Here is a 15,582-nt window from a genome sequence, read left to right as displayed (position 1 = left end):
GAGCCGTGAATGGCACATCTGGGTGAGGTCTTCATCGTCGACGACGATCCGGCGGTGCGCGATGCGCTTTCTCTCGTGCTCAGCTTAGAGGGCTACCATGTGCGCGGCTTCTCCGACGGCGCGGCCTTTCTCGCCGTGGCGCGCGGCCATGTGCCGTCCTGCATCGTGCTGGACGTTCACATGCCCGGCCGCTCCGGGCTCGACATTCTGAAAGAGCTGGAAGCCGACCGCTACCCGGCGCCGATCTTCATCATTTCCGGCCAGGGCGACATTCCCATGGCGGTGGACGCCATCCGCCACGGGGCGCTCGACTTCATCGAGAAGCCGTTCGACGCCGACACCGTGCTGGAGCGGGTGCGTGACGCCATCGCCGCGCATGGACGGCGGGCCTCGGCGGAGCCGGGCGACCTGCTCACCGCGCATTTCCCCGGCCACGACCTCTTGACCCCGCGCGAGCGGGAGGTGCTGGTGCAGATCGCCTCTGGCGCCTCCAACAAGGAAGCGGGCCGCACGCTGGGCATCTCGCCGCGCACCATCGAGGTGCACCGCGCCCGCATCATGGAAAAGCTCGGCGCCAAGAACGCCGCCGATCTCGTGCGCATCGTGCTGAAGGATATGCGGGACTGAGCCTGAGTCCGCCTCGTCGCGCCCGTGCACGACGCGGCCGTCTACGCATCCCTACGAATTGCTGATGCCGGTGCGCTTTTCCACTGTCAGCGAAAACCGTGGGAGAGAGCCCTTGCGTGTTCACGTGGTCGAGGATGATGCCGGTGTGAGCGATTCGCTCGCCCTCATCCTGCGCAATATCGGCCACGACGTGGTCTCCCATCGCGACGCCGAAAGCCTGTTCAAGGGACCGGTGCCCGAGGGTGGGGATACCGTGATCGTCGATCTCAGCCTGCCCGGCATACCGGGCGCGCAGCTGGTGCGCTGGCTGCTGAACCTCGCCGCGCCGCCGCGCGTGGTGGTCATCACCGGCCAGTCGCAGGGCTTCATCGATCACCAGCTGCGCGGCCTTGTGCCGGACGGGGTGATGCGCAAGCCGCTCGATGTCGACGCCATCGCCCGGGTGCTGCCGCACGCCTGAGGCGCGGGAATCGGCGCGCGGCCGAAACATCGTCGGCGCGCTTCCGGAAAGTCACTTACGCAGCCCACCGAACTGTGCCGCCGCTCTTTGCCCTTTAGCCTTGCGCAAGATCAAAGGGGTGGAGCGAGACAGATGCGACAGATCATCGACGAACGCACCGGCGGCACCGTGCGCCCGCCCCATGGCACCGAAGCGCATTGCCCGACCATGCGGGTCGCCGCCCATGTCACCGTGCTGCATGAGGGCGATCCCGCCCGCCGCATCATGGAAGTGGTCGACGGCGCTGTCATGCTGAGCAAGCTGCTGCCCGATGGGCGCCGCCAGGTGGTGGAACTGCTCGGCCCCGGCGACGTGTTCGGCCTCGCTCACAGCGATCTCTATGCCTGCTCGGCCGAGACGCTGACCCCTGCCACCATCAACACCCATGACCGCAGCGCGCTGGAGCGCGACCCGGTGCTCGCGGCCCGGCTGCTGCGGCGTTTCGAGGCGCAGCTCTGCGTCATGCATTCCCATGCGCTGGTGCTGGGCCGCATGTCGGCGCTGGAGCGCGTCGCCTTCTTCCTGCTGCGGCTGATGCCCGAGGGCATGGTCGGCGGCACGTTGCACCTTTCCATGACGCGGCAGGAAATCGCCGATTTCCTCGGCCTGACGCTGGAGACGGTGAGCCGGGCCTTTTCCGAACTCAAGCGGCGCGGCCTCGTGGTGCTGCAGCGCGCCGACGAGGTCCGCATCCAGGACCGCGGCAGCATGCGCCGTCTCGCCGGGGCGTTGTAGCCCTCGGATTTTCCAGCGGGCCGCATTTCCCGTGCGGCGACGCCCTCCAGCAACTGGGCGCCCTTCGCAGGGCGCTTTTCTTTTGGGGTATCGCCGGCGGACTGACGCGACCGATCACACGGCGGCGGAATGGCGCGCGGTGGTCTGGCTCTGCAGCCGGTGGTCCAGAGCCGCCGCCGCGAGGCGTACAAAGGGCCGCCCGCCGGGGGTCATGGCGATGCGCCCGCCTTCCAGCGTCAGCAGCCCGTCGGCGGCGAGGCCGGCGAGACGCGGGGCGGCCTCGGCCAGCGTCGAGGGATCGAGATCGACTTCGAGGTCGCACATCAGCCGCTCGATGAGGGCGCCGCGCTGGCGGTCCTCCGGGGTAAAGGCGATGCCGCGCACCGTGGCGAAGCCGCCCTCGTCGATGGCGCGCATATAGGAGGCGGCATCGGGTGCGTTCTGGGTGAAACCCTGCGGGAAGCGGCTGATCGCCGAGGCGCCCATGCCGATGAGCACGTCCGCCTGGTCGGCGGTGTAGCCCTGGAAATTGCGCCGCAGCTGGCCGGACGCCGCCGCACGCGCCAGCGCATCGTCGGCGCGGGCGAAATGATCGAGCCCCACGGCGACATAGCCATTGGCCAGCAGCACCTCGCGCGCCGCTTCGGACTGGTCGAGCCGCTCGGCGGCGCCGGGTAGGGCGGACTCGTCGATCATCTTCTGGTTGGCGCGCATCCACGGCACATGGGCATAGCCGAACAGGGCGAGCCGTTCCGGCGCCAGCAGCGTGGCGAGCTGGGTGGTGCGGCGAATGTCGCGCTCGGTCTGGTGCGGCAGGCCGTACATCAGGTCGAGATTGATCGAGGAGATGCCGGCGTCGCGCAGCAGGCGCATGGCGCGTTCCACCGTGGCGAAGGGCTGGATGCGGCCGATCGCCTTCTGCACATGGACGCTGAAATCCTGCACGCCGAGGCTGACGCGGTCGACCCCCATGGCGGCGAGCGCATCGGCGAGCGGCTCGTCGGTCTCGCGCGGGTCGAGCTCGAAGGCGTATTCGGCGAGGTGATCGAAGTCGAATCGCTCGGCGAGCTTTTCGCCGAGCCGGCGCAGCCGCTCCGGCCCCAGCAGGCTGGGCGTGCCGCCGCCCCAGGCGATGTGGGTGACGCGGCGCCCGCCGATGCGGTCGGCGACGAGGTCGATCTCGCGTTCCAGCCGGTCCGCATAGGCCGCCACCGGCTCCGGCCGCCGCGTCGCCTTGGTGGTGCAGCCGCAATAGAAGCACAGCGCCGGGCAGAACGGCACATGCAGATAGAGCGAGACGCTCGCCTGAGCCGGCAGGACGGCGAGCCAGTCGGCATGCGCGCCGGCCCGTATCGCGCCGGTAAAATGCGGCGCGGTGGGGTAGGAGGTGTAGCGGGGCACGGCCCGCTCTGCATGGATGAGCGTTGCGTTATGCATGGAGAGGATTTGACCCGATCCGGCATTCGTCGCATTGATCCGCCGCAAATGTCGCCGCGTCGCGGGCTCTTGCGCAGGCCCTGCGGGCGTGCCCGGGGGCTCCCGTTCCCTGGTTCCGCCCGATGCCGCTTCCCGCCTTCGTGAAATCCCCCGCCCTCCGCCGCCACGCCTGGTATGTCGGCACGCTCGCCCTGGCCTTCGGCGGCGGCGGCTTCTTCGCCTGGCTCGCCATGCCGGCGGGCTGGCTCTCCGGCGCCTTGGTGGCGACCGCGCTGGCCGCCCTGCTCGGCGCGCCGGTGGGGGTGGAGAAGAACACCCGGCTCGGCGTCTACATGATCCTCGGCACCTCGATGGGCTCGGCCATCACGCCGGAGACGCTGCGTGGCATCACCACCTGGCCGGTGACGATGGGCGTGCTGGTGGCCTCCGTGCCGGTCATGATGGTGGCGGTGATGTTCTATCTGGAGAAGGTTGCCGGCTGGGACCGGCGCAGCGCCTTCTTCGCCGCCGCGCCCGGCGCGCTCTCCACCGTGCTGGTCATGGCGGAAAGCTCCGGCGCCGACACGCGGCGGGTGGTGTTCGGCCAGTCGCTGCGGCTGTTCGTGCTGGTGGCGCTGCTGCCGGCGGCGATCGGCGGGCTGGGGCATGAGCCCTCCGGCACGCTGCCCATCACCCCCGTGGTGCCTGACATGACGAGCTTCCTCACCTCGCTTGGCGTCGGCATTTTCGGCGGGCTGCTCGCCGAGCGCAGCCGTTTTCCCGGCGGCGCCATGGTCGGGGCGATGCTGGCGAGCGCGCTGGTGCACGGCTTCGGGCTGATCGAGGGGCGGCTGCCCGACGTCTTCCTCATCATCGGCTTCGTGGTGCTGGGCGCCAATACCGGCAGCCGCTTCGCCGGCACACGCGTGGCGACGCTGCGCCACTTCCTGGTGGATTCGTTGGCGGCGCTGGCGATCGCCACGGCGATCGCGCTGGCCTTCGCCGTGCTCGGCGCCTGGCTCTCCGGCGAGCCGCTGCCCAAAGTGCTGGTGTCCTATGTGCCCGGCGCGCTGGAGGCGATGACCATCATGGCCTTCGTGCTCGGCATGGACCCGGCCTTCGTCGCCGCGCACCATCTGATGCGCTTCCTCGGCCTTGCCCTGGCGATCCCGGTCATCGCCCGGCTGTTCTTCGGCCGGGCGGAAATCCCCTCCGAAAATGTCGAGATCGACAAGACCGAGCCGAAGGACTGAGTGGGGCGCATTCTCCGCCGGAGCTTTGCCTTTCGCGGCGGCTTATTCCGCCGGAATTTTGCGTCTTGCGGCGGCTTATTCCGCCGCTTGCGCCCGCTTGACGAAGCCGAGCCCGAGCCGGCTCCACACATCGCTCAGCGCATGGGCGAGGTGGGCGATCAGCGCATCGTCATGGAACGGGCCGGGGGTGATGCGCAGCCGCTCCGTGCCGCGCGGCACGGTGGGGTAGTTGATCGGCTGGATATAGATGCCGTGATCCTGAAGCAGCATGTCGCTCGCCGCCTTGCAGGCCTCGGCGTCGCCGACCATGATCGGGACGATATGGGTGTCGGTCACCATCTGCGGCAGGCCGGCGAGATCCAGCGCCCGCTTCACCTTGGCGACCTGCGCCTGCTGGCGGGTGCGCTCATGGGCTGAGGCCTTGAGGTGGCGCACCGAGGCCGCCGCCGCCGCCGCCACCGCCGGCGGCAGGGCGGTGGTGAAAATGAAGCCGGGCGCATAGGAGCGCACTGCATCCATCACCGCGCGCGTGCCGGTGATGTAGCCGCCGACCACGCCGAACGCCTTGCCCAGCGTGCCCTCGATCACATCGACCCGGTGCATGACCCCGTCACGCTCGGCGACGCCGGCGCCGCGCGGGCCATACATGCCGACTGCGTGCACCTCGTCGAGATAGGTCATGGCGCCGTAGCGCTCGGCGAGATCGCAGATGGCGCTTATGGGGGCGACATCGCCATCCATGGAATAGATGCTCTCGAACACGACGAGCTTCGGTCGGTCGCCGGCGGCACGCAGCAGCTCTTCGAGATGGGCGAGGTCGTTATGCCGGAACACCACCTTGTCGCGCCCGGCCTGGCGCACGCCCTCGATCATCGAATTGTGGTTGAGTGCGTCGGAGAGGATGAGGCAATTCGGGATCAGCTTGGCCAGCGTGGCGATGCCGGTCTGGTTCGACACATAGCCGGAGGTGAAGACGAGGCCGGCTTCCTTGCCGTGCAGATCGGCGAGTTCGGCCTCCAGTTCGACCACGGCATGGCTATTGCCGGAAATGTTGCGGGTGCCGCCGGCGCCGGCGCCGGACTGGCGGGCAGTGGCGCACATCGCTTCCACCACATCGGGGTGGCAGCCCATGCCGAGATAATCGTTCGAGCACCAGATGACGATGTCGCGTTCGCCCTGCGGCGTGTGCCAGATGGCGTGCGGGAAGCGCGCGGTGTCGCGTTCGATTTCGGCGAAGGTGCGGTAGCGACGCTCATTCTTGAGCGTGTCGACGGCATCCTGGAAGAAGTGGGCGTAGTCCATGGCGCATCCCAACTGGGCGTCGCCGGCGAGCCAGCGAGGCACTGTGTCGGCACCATGAACTTTGGAGCGGTTCCGATCAACCCGGCAAAGCCCGGACGCGGCGATCGGGCGCGCCTATCGGAAAAAGCCGGCGCTCACGTCTGCGCGAGGGCGCGCACCTCTGCCAAGGTGAGCGGCAGCGTCGCCGATCCGTCGAAATAGACGAAGCGCAGCGTGCGCCGGCGCGAGGTCATGGCCGCCGGCAGCGGGTCGTAGCGGAAGCTGCCGCCGCCGAGATGCGGCATCACCGTGCCGACATCGGTGGTCTCCCCGGTCTCGACCCGCAGCAGGCTGACGCGCACGCCTTCCGCCGTGACCGCATCGAACGGGATGCGGGCGAGACGCAGGAAGCTGGTGGGGTCGCTCGCCGTGGCGAAGCCTTCGACGAAGGCCTTTTCCACGAGATCGAGATCGGCTTCGGGCTGTGAGTGTTCCTCCGGCTCCGGCCCGTGCGGCAGATGCGGCGTCTGCCACTGCGCCGCGGGGCGCGGGGAATGGCCGTGATTATGGCCATGGGAATGAGCGTGGGCGTGCGCCTCGGCATGGGAATGGCTGTGCCCGCCGGCGCCGTGGTCATGGTGGTGATGGTCGTGGCCGCGATGCATGTTCTAAGCCTTCTGCGTGCTTCGAGGCCGCCTGCGGCGGCACCTCAGCATGACGGTGGTGGTGCCGGGTGCATCGTCATCCTGAGGTGCTCGGGCATCGCCCGGGCCTCGAAAGATGCTCGTCCGGGATCGGCTCAGAAACTCACCGGCTTGTCGATGATGTGCTTGTGCGCGCCGAGCTTGCCATGGGCGATCATCGAGCCGAGCGCCTCCACCACCACGCGGGTGGCGAACAGGGCGGTGATATCGGAAGTGTCGTAGGGCGGAGAGACTTCCACCACTTCCAGCCCGCACAGTCCCTCCGCCGCCACCAGGCCGAGGATCTTCAGCGCCTCGCGCGGCAGGAAGCCGCCCGGTTCCGGCCAGCCGGTGCCAGGGACGAAGCCGCAATCGATGCTGTCCACGTCGAAGGAGATATAGACCGCGTCGGCGTCCTTCCAAGCGAGTTCGAGCGCGATCTCGGCCGCCTTCTCCAGCCCGATCTTCTCGATATCGTCGATAGTCAGCACATTGGTGCCGCGCTTGCGCGCCTCCTGCACGCCATAGCGCGGGACCTGCCAGCCGCCGATGCCGAGCTGGACGAGGTTCTTGGGCGAGACATTCGGCAGGTTCGTCGCCCAGTACCAGGGCGTGGTGTGCATGCGCTCGTCGAGATCCTTTTCCTGAATGTCGATATGGCGGTCGAAATGGATGATGCCGATGCGCTTGGACGTGCATTCGGCGATGCCGCGCACGCAGGGAAAGCCGATGGAATGGTCGCCGCCCAGCATCACCGGCAGAGCGCCGGAGGAGAAGACGTGGCTCACGCCCTTGGAAATCTGGTCGAAGCTCTTTTCCAGATTGGCGGGAATGGTGAACACGTCGCCGGCGTCGCATAGCGTCATCTGTTCGCGCAGGTCGACGCCGAGCTCGTAATTATAGGGGGTGTAGAGCGCGGAGATGCGGCGGATGCCCTGCGGCCCGAAGCGGGTGCCGGGGCGGTAGGTGGTCCCAGAGTCAAAGGGGATGCCGAGCACCGCCGCGTCGTATTTGCCGACATCGCGGACATTCTCGACGTAAGGCGCCTTCATGAAGGTGTTGATGCCGGCGAAATGCGGCAGCTCGCCGCGCGCGAAGGTCGGGATCGACTTGTCGGTGATGGAATCGGCGCCGGGCAGGCCCATGTCGAGCGCCCATTGCTGCTCCTTGCGCCAGCCATCCTCGGAGAGCTTTTCCTCCGCTTCCAGCGCCTTCCAGCCTTGCATGCCCCGGATTTCGAAATTGGGGTGATGAAGCCGCAGGCGCTGCGGCGCGGGGGTGAGGCCGGCATAGCGGCGGGAGCGGGTGGGGGAGCGGCGCATGTCGTGTCTCCGTTCGTCGAAGGGCCTGACGGCCTTCGCGGGAGACCCCGGCGCGCATGCGAGAGGGTCTTCGCCGCGAACGCCGCCGCGCGAGCCTCCCGGGCTTTTGTCCCGCCGTGGACCGGACACTGGCGGCGCGCCCGGCTGCCCCTCTCGGACCAGCACGCCGCAGAGACGCGGCGCCGGAACCCTAGGGACATTTGCCTGAAGGGTAGAACGGTCCGCCATCCCATCAAAGCCCGTATGGCAGGCAGTTGCACGGGCGCGGTGCCGAGATTTTCGGCGCCGTGGCGCCGTCGCTCACGCTATTTGGTGCCGAAGATGCGGTCGCCGGCGTCGCCGATGCCGGGCACGATATAGCCGTGATCATTGAGGTGGCTATCCACCGCCGCCGTGTAGACCGGCACGTCGGGATGGGCGTCGTGCAGGGTCTTCAGCCCTTCCGGCGCGGCGATGAGGCAGACGAACTTCACCGACTGGCAGCCGGCCGCCTTGACCTCCGACACCGCCGCCGCCGCCGAATTACCGGTGGCGAGCATGGGGTCGAGCACGATGGCGGTGCGCTCGGAAATGTCGCGCGGCAGTTTCAGATAATATTCCACCGCCGCCAGCGAGACCGGGTCGCGGTAGAGCCCGACATGGCCGACGCGCGCGGCGGGCAGGATTTCCAGCATGCCCTCCAGAATGCCGCCACCGGCGCGCAGCACGGAGACGAGGCACAGCTTCTTGCCGGCGAGGATCGGCGCCTGCATCGTGGTGAGCGGCGTCTCGATCTCGATCGTCTCGGTCGGCATGTCGCGCGTCACCTCATAGGCGAGCAGCATGCTGATCTCGCGCAGCAGCAGCCGGAACTCGTTCGCCGGGGTGCGCGAGCGGCGCATCAGCGTCAGCTTGTGCTGGATCAGCGGGTGATCGACGACGACCGTGTTGGACGGCACGGCGGCTTTCGGGCTGGTGGGGGCGTTCATCTCGGCGTCGTCCTCGCATGGTACTCAGGCGCGGCACGGTGCCCGCCCCCGTCACGGAACTCACAATAACGCGAAATCCGATTCAAGAAACGGACCATCCCGTCCGTTTTTTCGCGACCGGGCGCGCCGCCCCTCTTGCGGAAGCGGCGTTTTCACGCTCACATAGGTTGCTTCCAGGACGCCGGCGATGTCCGCCGGACTTGAAGCGAGCCCCCTATGTCCGTCAATGCCAGTGCAGGCGGTCGTTCCCGCAACCACATCGTCCTCACCTCCCATGGCGCGCCCACCGGCGTCGCGGCCGATGGCCCGGCGCTGAACTGGGGCGCGCCCGATCCGGCCCTGCGCGGGCCCGTGGTCGCCACCCTCACCGATCCCAAGCGCCGCAACGCCATCGGCACCCATGCCGGCGGCTATTCGGTCTATCGCGCGCTTGCCATCGCTGCCGGCGCCTTGCCGGCCGATTTCAAGGCCGACCTCACCAATACCGCGCCCTCCGACATCATCGGCCCGCATCCGCAATGGGGCGACCCCGGCAAGATCGTCTCGCTCGACCCGTTCGGCCACATGATCGGCGAGGCCTTCGGCACCGAGGTCGCGGCCGGGCTCGATGTGCGCCCGAGCATCGCCATCACCCGCGCCCATATCGACATGCCGGAAATCCGCGACGCTCTGCGCGCCGGGCGGCTGAGCATCGACGGCGACATTATCGGGCCGAAGGGCGATGTGCGCGTGACCAAGGCGGCGATCGAGCCGGTGTGGTACCTGCCGGGCATCGCGCAGCGCTTCGGTGTTTCCGAGGGCGCGCTGCGCCGGGCGCTGTTCGAGCACACGGGCGGCATGTTCCCGGAACTCGTCACCCGCGGCGATCTCAAGGTGTTCCTGCCGCCCATCGGCGGCATGACGCTCTATCTGTTCGGCGACCCCTCCAAGATCGGCGACGGCGCCACCCCGCTCGCCTGCCGGGTGCATGACGAGTGCAACGGTTCGGACGTGTTCTCCTCCGACATCTGCACCTGCCGTCCCTATCTCGCCCATGGCATCGAAATGTGCGTGGAGATGGCGCAGAAGGGCGGCACCGGCCTGGTGGTCTATAACCGCAAGGAAGGGCGCGCACTGGGCGAAGTCACCAAGTTCCTCGTCTACAATGCCCGCAAGCGGCAGGAGGGTGGCGACCTGCCCGAGACCTATTTCAAGCGCACCGAATGCGTCGCCGGCGTGCAGGACATGCGCTTCCAGGAACTGATGCCGGACGTGTTCCACTGGCTCGGCATCTCGAAGATCGACCGCTTCGCCTCGATGAGCGACATGAAGTTCAACGCGCTGGCCCGCGCCGGCATCGAGGTGGTGGAGCGCGTGCCGATCCCCGCCGAGCTGATCCCGCCCGATGCCCGCGTCGAGATGGAGGCGAAGGTCTCCGCCGGCTATTACGGCGTCGGCTTCGACAGCCGGTTCGAGGAGACGCAGGGTCGCGGGCTGGAGGAGTAAGTTTCCCGTATCTCCCAAGCCACGTCATCCTGAGGTGCCCGGCGCACGCCGGGCCTCGAAGGATGGTCATTGCCGAGCCGCCAAGGACATCCTTCGAGGCTCGCTACGCTCGCACCTCAGGATGACGTCGCGCCGGGGCGGACGTCGGAGCAGGAAAGTAACGCATGATCCCCCCCGAACTCGCCGCCCTGCGCTCGCCTGCCGCCGTGCGGGCCCGCAGCCACCAGGTTCTCGACCATGTGCGGGAAGGGCGCTCGCCGCATTTCACCGTCGATCTCGCCGCGCTCGACGCGGTGGCTGACTATGTGGCTGAGGTGACGCGGCAGGACTATCCCAGTCTCGACATTCCCTATCACAGCCGTTGGAGGCACTTCGATGCCGGCGGCGTGGCGCGCTGGGAGGCGCTTAACCCCCGCCTTGAGGGTATGGACGCCGCCGAGCGGGCGCGCACCATGATCGACCTTGCCGTGGTCAGTGTGCTGCTCGACGCCGGGGCGGGGGACGCCTGGCGCTACCATGAGGAAGAGACGGGGCTTTCCATCGGCCGGTCCGAAGGGCTGGCGGTGGCGAGCCTCGACATGTTCGCGGCCGGCGGCTTCTCGGCCGATCCCGACCGGCCTTTGCGCGCCGATGCCTCCGCGCTGATCGGCCTCGGCGCGGCGACGCTCGGCCGGTTCTTTCAGGTGTCGGAGCAAAATCCGCTCGTGGGTCTCGCCGGCCGGGCGGCGCTGCTGAACCGGCTCGGCGCGGCGGTGGCGGCGCGGCCGGATATTTTCGGCCCGAGCGGACGGCCCGGCGGGCTCTATGACACGCTCGCCCCGCAGGCGCGGATTCGCCGGCTGCCGGCGGAAGCCATTCTCACAGCGCTGCTCGACGGGCTTTCCGTCATCTGGCCGTCCGGGCTGGAGGTGGCGGGGGTGGCGCTGGGCGATGTCGGGCGTCATCCGGCGGTGCGGGTGGCGGATCGCTCCGACCAGCTCGTGCCGTTTCACAAGCTGTCGCAATGGCTGACCTATTCCCTGCTGGAGCCGTTCGAGGCCTCCGGCCTCGCGATCACCGATCTCGACGCGCTCACCGCCTTGCCGGAATACCGCAATGGCGGGCTGCTGATCGATCTCGGCGCGGTGGTGCCGCGCGCACCGCTCGACCCCGCGCACAAGCACGAGGTGACATCTGAACTCGTGGTCGAGTGGCGGGCCCTGACCGTGGCGCTGTTGGACCTGCTGGCCGACCGGGTGCGCGAGCGGCTGGGGCTCGACGCCGCGCAATTCCCGCTCGCCAAGCTGCTGCAGGGCGGCACATGGACGGCAGGACGGCGCATCGCTGCGGAGCGGCGCCCGCCCGCCGGTCCGCCGCCGCTCGCCATCGACGCCGACGGCACGGTGTTCTGAGCTTTTCGTCATCCCGGACGGCCGAAGGCCGATCCGGGATCGTGTGCCGAAGATAGAGCGATCCCGGCTCTGCGCTGCGCTTCGGCCGGGATGACGCCCTTGTCAGAGAGTGCTCAATCCAGCTGCGCGCCGGACGCCTTCACGATCGGCGCCCATTTGGCGATTTCCTTCTTCACATGCTCGCCCAGTTCCTCCGGCGTCGAGCCGACCGAGACGGCGCTGAAATCCGCGAGGCGGGCCTGCACCTTCGGGTCGGCCAGCGCCTTGTTGGCGGCGGCGTTGAGCTTGGCGACCACATCCGGCGGCGTGCCGGCGGGGGCGAAGACGGCGTTCCAGGTGTAGGTCTCATAGCCCGGCACGGCTTCCGCGATGGCCGGCACATCGGGGAAGGAGGGCGCGCGCTTGGCCGTGGTCACGCCCAGCGCCCGCAGCTTGCCGGATTTGATGTGGCTGGTGGAGGAGGGGAGGTTGTCGAACATGATCGGCACCTGGCCGGAGAGCACATCGACCAGCGCCGGGCCGGCGCCCTGATAGGGAATGTGCTGCATGTCGACATCGGCCATGCTCTTGAACAGCTCGCCGGAGAGATGCAGCGGCGTGCCGTTGCCGGAGGAGGCGTAGGAGTACTTGCCCGGGTCCTTCTTCAGCAGCGCGATCAGCTCCTCGGTGGTCTTGGCCGGGAAATCCGGGTTCACCACCAGCACGTTGGGCACCACCACCAGCAGCGACACCGGCGCGAAGCTGGTGACGGGGTCATAGGGCATCTTCTTGTACAGCGCCGGGTTCAGCGCATGGGTGGCCACCGTGCCCATGAGAATGGTGTAGCCGTCCGGGCTCGCCTTGGCGACCTGCGCCGCGCCGAGATTGCCGCCGGCCCCGCCCTTGTTCTCCACCACCACGGGCTGTCCCAGCTCCGCCGCCATGCGCTCGGCGATCAGCCGGCCGACGAGATCGGTGGAGCCGCCGGCGGCGAAGGGAATGACCAAGGTGACCGGCCGGGTGGGGAAATCCTGCGCGGCGACCGGGCCGGCCGGGGCCAGCGCGACGGCCAGCGCGGCGATGGCGGCGGCAAAAAGGGTGCGTTTCATGCGGCGTGTCCTCCTTCAGCGCGCCCCATGCGCGCGATGGGCCTCTGCGGACCCTTGGTGGGAGATAGAGTGCGACATCACCGCGTCACGCTCAATCCGCCATCTGTCTGAGGGAGTGCGCGCGGGCGGCCGCTAACTGGGCACGGGATGCGCGATCTGCCTGTTCGCTAGGCAGCGACAGGGAGCGTGCGGTAACCGGCTCCGCGCCGTGTCATCGGGGCGTGGGCGCGAGCGCGACGGGCCGGGATTCGCGGCAGGGTTGCCCCGGCTGGCATATCGCTTGCGTGAAGAGCCGCCTGTTCGCAGCCGAAGGGGAGCCATGCCGACCACATGAGCAAAGGCGCCGAGATCGAACTCATCGACGTGACCAAGCGCTATGGGCAGGCCATGGCGGTGGACCACGTCTCGCTGAAGATTCCGGCCGGCACCTATTGCTGCCTGCTCGGCCCTTCCGGCTGCGGCAAGACCACGACGCTGCGCATGATCGCCGGCCATGAGAGCGTGACGGAAGGCGACATCCGCCTCGGCCCCACCGTGGTCACGGACCTGCCGCCGGCCAAGCGCGGCACGGCGATGATGTTCCAGAGCTACGCGCTCTTCCCGCATCTCGACATCGTCGACAATGTCGCCTTCTCCATGAAGATGAAGGGGGTCGACAAGCCGACCCGCCGGGCGCGGGCCATGGAGATGCTGAAGCTGGTTCAGATGGAGCATCTGGCCGAGCGTCGTCCCGCCCAGCTCTCGGGCGGCCAGCAGCAGCGCGTGGCGCTCGCCCGCGCGCTGATCACCGATCCGCAGGCGCTGCTGCTCGACGAGCCGCTCTCCGCACTCGACCCTTTCCTCAAGATCAAGGTGCGGCAGGAGCTGAAGAAGCTGCAGCTTCAGCTCGGCATTTCCTTCATCCACGTCACCCACAGCCAGGAGGAGGCGATGGCGCTTTCCGACCTGGTGGTGGTGATGAATGGCGGGCGGATCGAGCAGGCGGGCCCGCCGCGCGAGGTGTTCAACCGCCCCGCCACCGCCTTCGTCGCCCGCTTCATGGGCGACCATAATGTGATCGCCGGCCGGGTGACGCAGCTCGGCGGCGAGGAGGTGACGTTCGAGGTGCCGGGCGGCGCCTCCTTCCGCGCCCCCACCGCGCCGGGGCTGGAGCCGGGCGCGCCGGTGGAGATCGCCGTGCGCACCGACCGTGTGACGCTCGGCGCCGGGGCGATGCCGGGGTGCGGCCTCACCGGCCTCGTGCAGAACATCGAATATCACGGCCAGAAGGTGCAGGTGGCGCTGGCCGCGCCTGGCGTGTCGGAATTCTCGGTTCAGGTGCCGGAAACCGCCTTCTTCGCCGCCCCGCTCAGCATCGGCGATGCCGTGCCGCTCGGCTGGACGCCGCAGGACGTTCACATCCTTCAGCCTTCGCCTTCCGCCTGACACCAGACACATCGGCGGCTCACCCCGCCGCACAACGCTCGGGAGACTGCAATGAGCAAGAAGACCACGGATCGCGCCAGAGCCGCCGGCGCCAAGGGCGTCAGCCGCCGCGGCCTGCTGAAGGGCGCGGCGGCGCTGGGCGGCCTCGCCGTCGGCGGGCAGGCGGTCACCGGCTTCCCGACCATCTGGGCGCAGAACCCGATCACGCTGCGCCAGTTCGGCACCGGCGTGTCGAACCTCAACGCCATCGCCGAGAAGTGCAAGGCCGACCTCGGCATCACCCTGCAGATGACCGCGCTCGATTCCGACGCGGTGTCGCAGCGCGTGGTGACGCAGGCCAATTCCTTCGATATCGCCGATATCGAGTACTGGATCTGCAAGAAGGTGTTCGCCGCCGGCACGCTGCAGCCCATGGATGTGACCAAGATCAAATATTACGACCAGATCGTGCCGATCTTCACCACCGGCAAGCTGACCCCGGAATCGAAGATCGCGCAGGGCACCGCGCCCAACACGGTCGGCTTCGTCGAGGGCCCGGATTCCAAGAAGTTCGCCGCCGCGCCGACCCAGTGGATGACGCTGATCCCCACCATCTACAACGCCGACACGCTCGGCATCCGCCCCGACCTCGTCGGTCGGCCGATCAAGAACTGGAAGGACATTCTCGACCCCGCCTTCAAGGGCAAGACCTCGATCATCAACATTCCGTCCATCGGCATCATGGACGCGGCGATGATCTGCGAGAGCGCCGGCATCATCAAATATGGCGACAAGGGCAACATGACCAAGGCGGAGATCGACACCACGATCGATTTCCTGATCAAGACCAAGAAGGCCGGCCAGTTCCGCGCCTTCTGGAAGACCTTCGACGAGAGCGTGAACCTCATGGCCTCGGGCGAGGTGGTGATCCAGTCCATGTGGTCGCCGGCGGTGGCGGCGGTGCGCTCCAAGGGCGTGGCCTGCGTCTACCAGCCGCTGGAAGAAGGCTATCGCGCCTGGGGCGGCGGCCTCGGCATCGCCAAGCACCTGAAGGGCGCGCAGCTCGACGCCGCCTATGAATATATCAACTGGTATCTCTCCGGCTGGGTCGGCGCCTATCTCAACCGGCAGGGCTATTACTCCGCCGTTCTCTCCACCGCCGAGAAGAACATGACGCCGGATGAATGGGCGTTCTGGATGCTTGGCCAGCCGGCCAAGGCCGACATCCTCTCGCCGGAGGGCAAGGTAATGTACACGGCCGGCGCGGTGCGCGACGGCGGCTCCTTCGAGCAGCGCATGGGCGCGGTGGCGTGCTGGAACTCGGTGATGGACGAGGACCGCTACATGGTCCGCCGCTGGAACGAGTTCATCGCCGCGTGAGGCAAAGGTGGTTGCGAGTGGCGCCTCCGGCTCCCTCCCCCCGTGGGGGG

At 68.2% G+C, this 15,582-nt stretch carries 14 protein-coding genes and 1 riboswitch; of the genes, 8 read left to right on the top strand and 6 right to left on the bottom strand.

The features are described from left to right. Window positions 1–9: 9 nt before the first annotated feature. The 3 genes from K9D25_RS02455 to K9D25_RS02445 all read left to right on the top strand — a co-directional run bounded on the left by K9D25_RS02455 (window position 10) and on the right by K9D25_RS02445 (window position 1,861). Complete coding sequence (locus K9D25_RS02455; RefSeq protein ID WP_244378919.1) at window positions 10–627, top strand: response regulator transcription factor; 618 nt, start codon at window positions 10–12, stop codon at window positions 625–627. 112 nt (window positions 628–739) lie between these two features. Beyond that, the gene (locus K9D25_RS02450) at window positions 740–1,087 is read left to right on the top strand and encodes a response regulator (RefSeq protein ID WP_244378917.1); all 348 of its coding nucleotides are present in this window, start codon (window positions 740–742) and stop codon (window positions 1,085–1,087) included. Window positions 1,088–1,219: 132 nt separating this feature from the next. Beyond that, window positions 1,220–1,861: a Crp/Fnr family transcriptional regulator gene (locus K9D25_RS02445; RefSeq protein ID WP_244378915.1), complete on the top strand. Its 642-nt coding sequence runs from the start codon at window positions 1,220–1,222 to the stop codon at window positions 1,859–1,861. A 114-nt stretch (window positions 1,862–1,975) separates the two neighbouring features. Here the strand turns inward: K9D25_RS02445 and hemN are convergent, their stop codons facing one another. Next, entirely contained in the window at window positions 1,976–3,298 is a 1,323-nt protein-coding gene (gene hemN / locus K9D25_RS02440) for an oxygen-independent coproporphyrinogen III oxidase (protein ID WP_244378913.1), read from the bottom strand. 122 nt (window positions 3,299–3,420) lie between these two features. On the opposite strand from hemN, the gene K9D25_RS02435 reads away from it, so the two are divergent. Continuing rightward, window positions 3,421–4,530 (top strand): AbrB family transcriptional regulator, encoded by a 1,110-nt coding sequence (locus tag K9D25_RS02435; RefSeq protein WP_244378911.1) that lies wholly within the window; start codon window positions 3,421–3,423, stop codon window positions 4,528–4,530. 75 nt (window positions 4,531–4,605) lie between these two features. On the opposite strand, the gene hemA is transcribed toward K9D25_RS02435, so the two are convergent. From hemA to upp, 4 genes are all read right to left on the bottom strand, one after another. Beyond that, entirely contained in the window at window positions 4,606–5,832 is a 1,227-nt protein-coding gene (gene hemA / locus K9D25_RS02430; protein WP_244378910.1) for a 5-aminolevulinate synthase, read from the bottom strand. 134 nt (window positions 5,833–5,966) lie between these two features. After that, entirely contained in the window at window positions 5,967–6,476 is a 510-nt protein-coding gene (locus tag K9D25_RS02425) for a hypothetical protein (RefSeq protein ID WP_244378908.1), read from the bottom strand. A gap of 134 nt (window positions 6,477–6,610) precedes the next feature. Further along, window positions 6,611–7,816, bottom strand: coding sequence for an agmatinase family protein (locus tag K9D25_RS02420; protein ID WP_244378906.1), 1,206 nt, complete (start codon window positions 7,814–7,816; stop codon window positions 6,611–6,613). A 93-nt stretch (window positions 7,817–7,909) separates the two neighbouring features. Continuing rightward, window positions 7,910–8,021, bottom strand: a riboswitch (guanidine-I (ykkC/yxkD leader). Between the two features lie 100 nt (window positions 8,022–8,121). Next, complete coding sequence (gene upp, locus K9D25_RS02415; protein WP_244378904.1) at window positions 8,122–8,784, bottom strand: uracil phosphoribosyltransferase; 663 nt, start codon at window positions 8,782–8,784, stop codon at window positions 8,122–8,124. Between the two features lie 216 nt (window positions 8,785–9,000). Between upp and K9D25_RS02410 the strand changes: the two genes are divergently transcribed. Next, on the top strand, window positions 9,001–10,269 hold the full coding sequence (locus K9D25_RS02410) for a GTP cyclohydrolase II (RefSeq protein ID WP_244378902.1): 1,269 nt from the start codon (window positions 9,001–9,003) through the stop codon (window positions 10,267–10,269). 164 nt (window positions 10,270–10,433) lie between these two features. Next, window positions 10,434–11,660 carry a URC4/urg3 family protein gene (locus tag K9D25_RS02405; RefSeq protein ID WP_244378900.1) on the top strand — a complete coding sequence of 409 codons (1,227 nt, stop codon included), beginning with the start codon at window positions 10,434–10,436 and terminating at the stop codon, window positions 11,658–11,660. 113 nt (window positions 11,661–11,773) lie between these two features. Here the strand turns inward: K9D25_RS02405 and K9D25_RS02400 are convergent, their stop codons facing one another. Continuing rightward, entirely contained in the window at window positions 11,774–12,748 is a 975-nt protein-coding gene (locus tag K9D25_RS02400; RefSeq protein ID WP_244378899.1) for a Bug family tripartite tricarboxylate transporter substrate binding protein, read from the bottom strand. Window positions 12,749–13,078: 330 nt separating this feature from the next. On the opposite strand from K9D25_RS02400, the gene K9D25_RS02395 reads away from it, so the two are divergent. Then, a complete protein-coding gene (locus K9D25_RS02395) occupies window positions 13,079–14,173 on the top strand; it encodes an ABC transporter ATP-binding protein (protein ID WP_244378897.1) in 1,095 nt (364 codons plus the stop codon). 51 nt (window positions 14,174–14,224) lie between these two features. Continuing rightward, complete coding sequence (locus K9D25_RS02390) at window positions 14,225–15,532, top strand: ABC transporter substrate-binding protein (RefSeq protein WP_244378895.1); 1,308 nt, start codon at window positions 14,225–14,227, stop codon at window positions 15,530–15,532. Window positions 15,533–15,582: the final 50 nt, after the last annotated feature.

Source organism: Ancylobacter polymorphus, from assembly GCF_022836935.1.
Taxonomy (GTDB): domain Bacteria; phylum Pseudomonadota; class Alphaproteobacteria; order Rhizobiales; family Xanthobacteraceae; genus Ancylobacter; species Ancylobacter polymorphus_A.
This window is presented reverse-complemented; position numbering and strand designations above follow the sequence as displayed.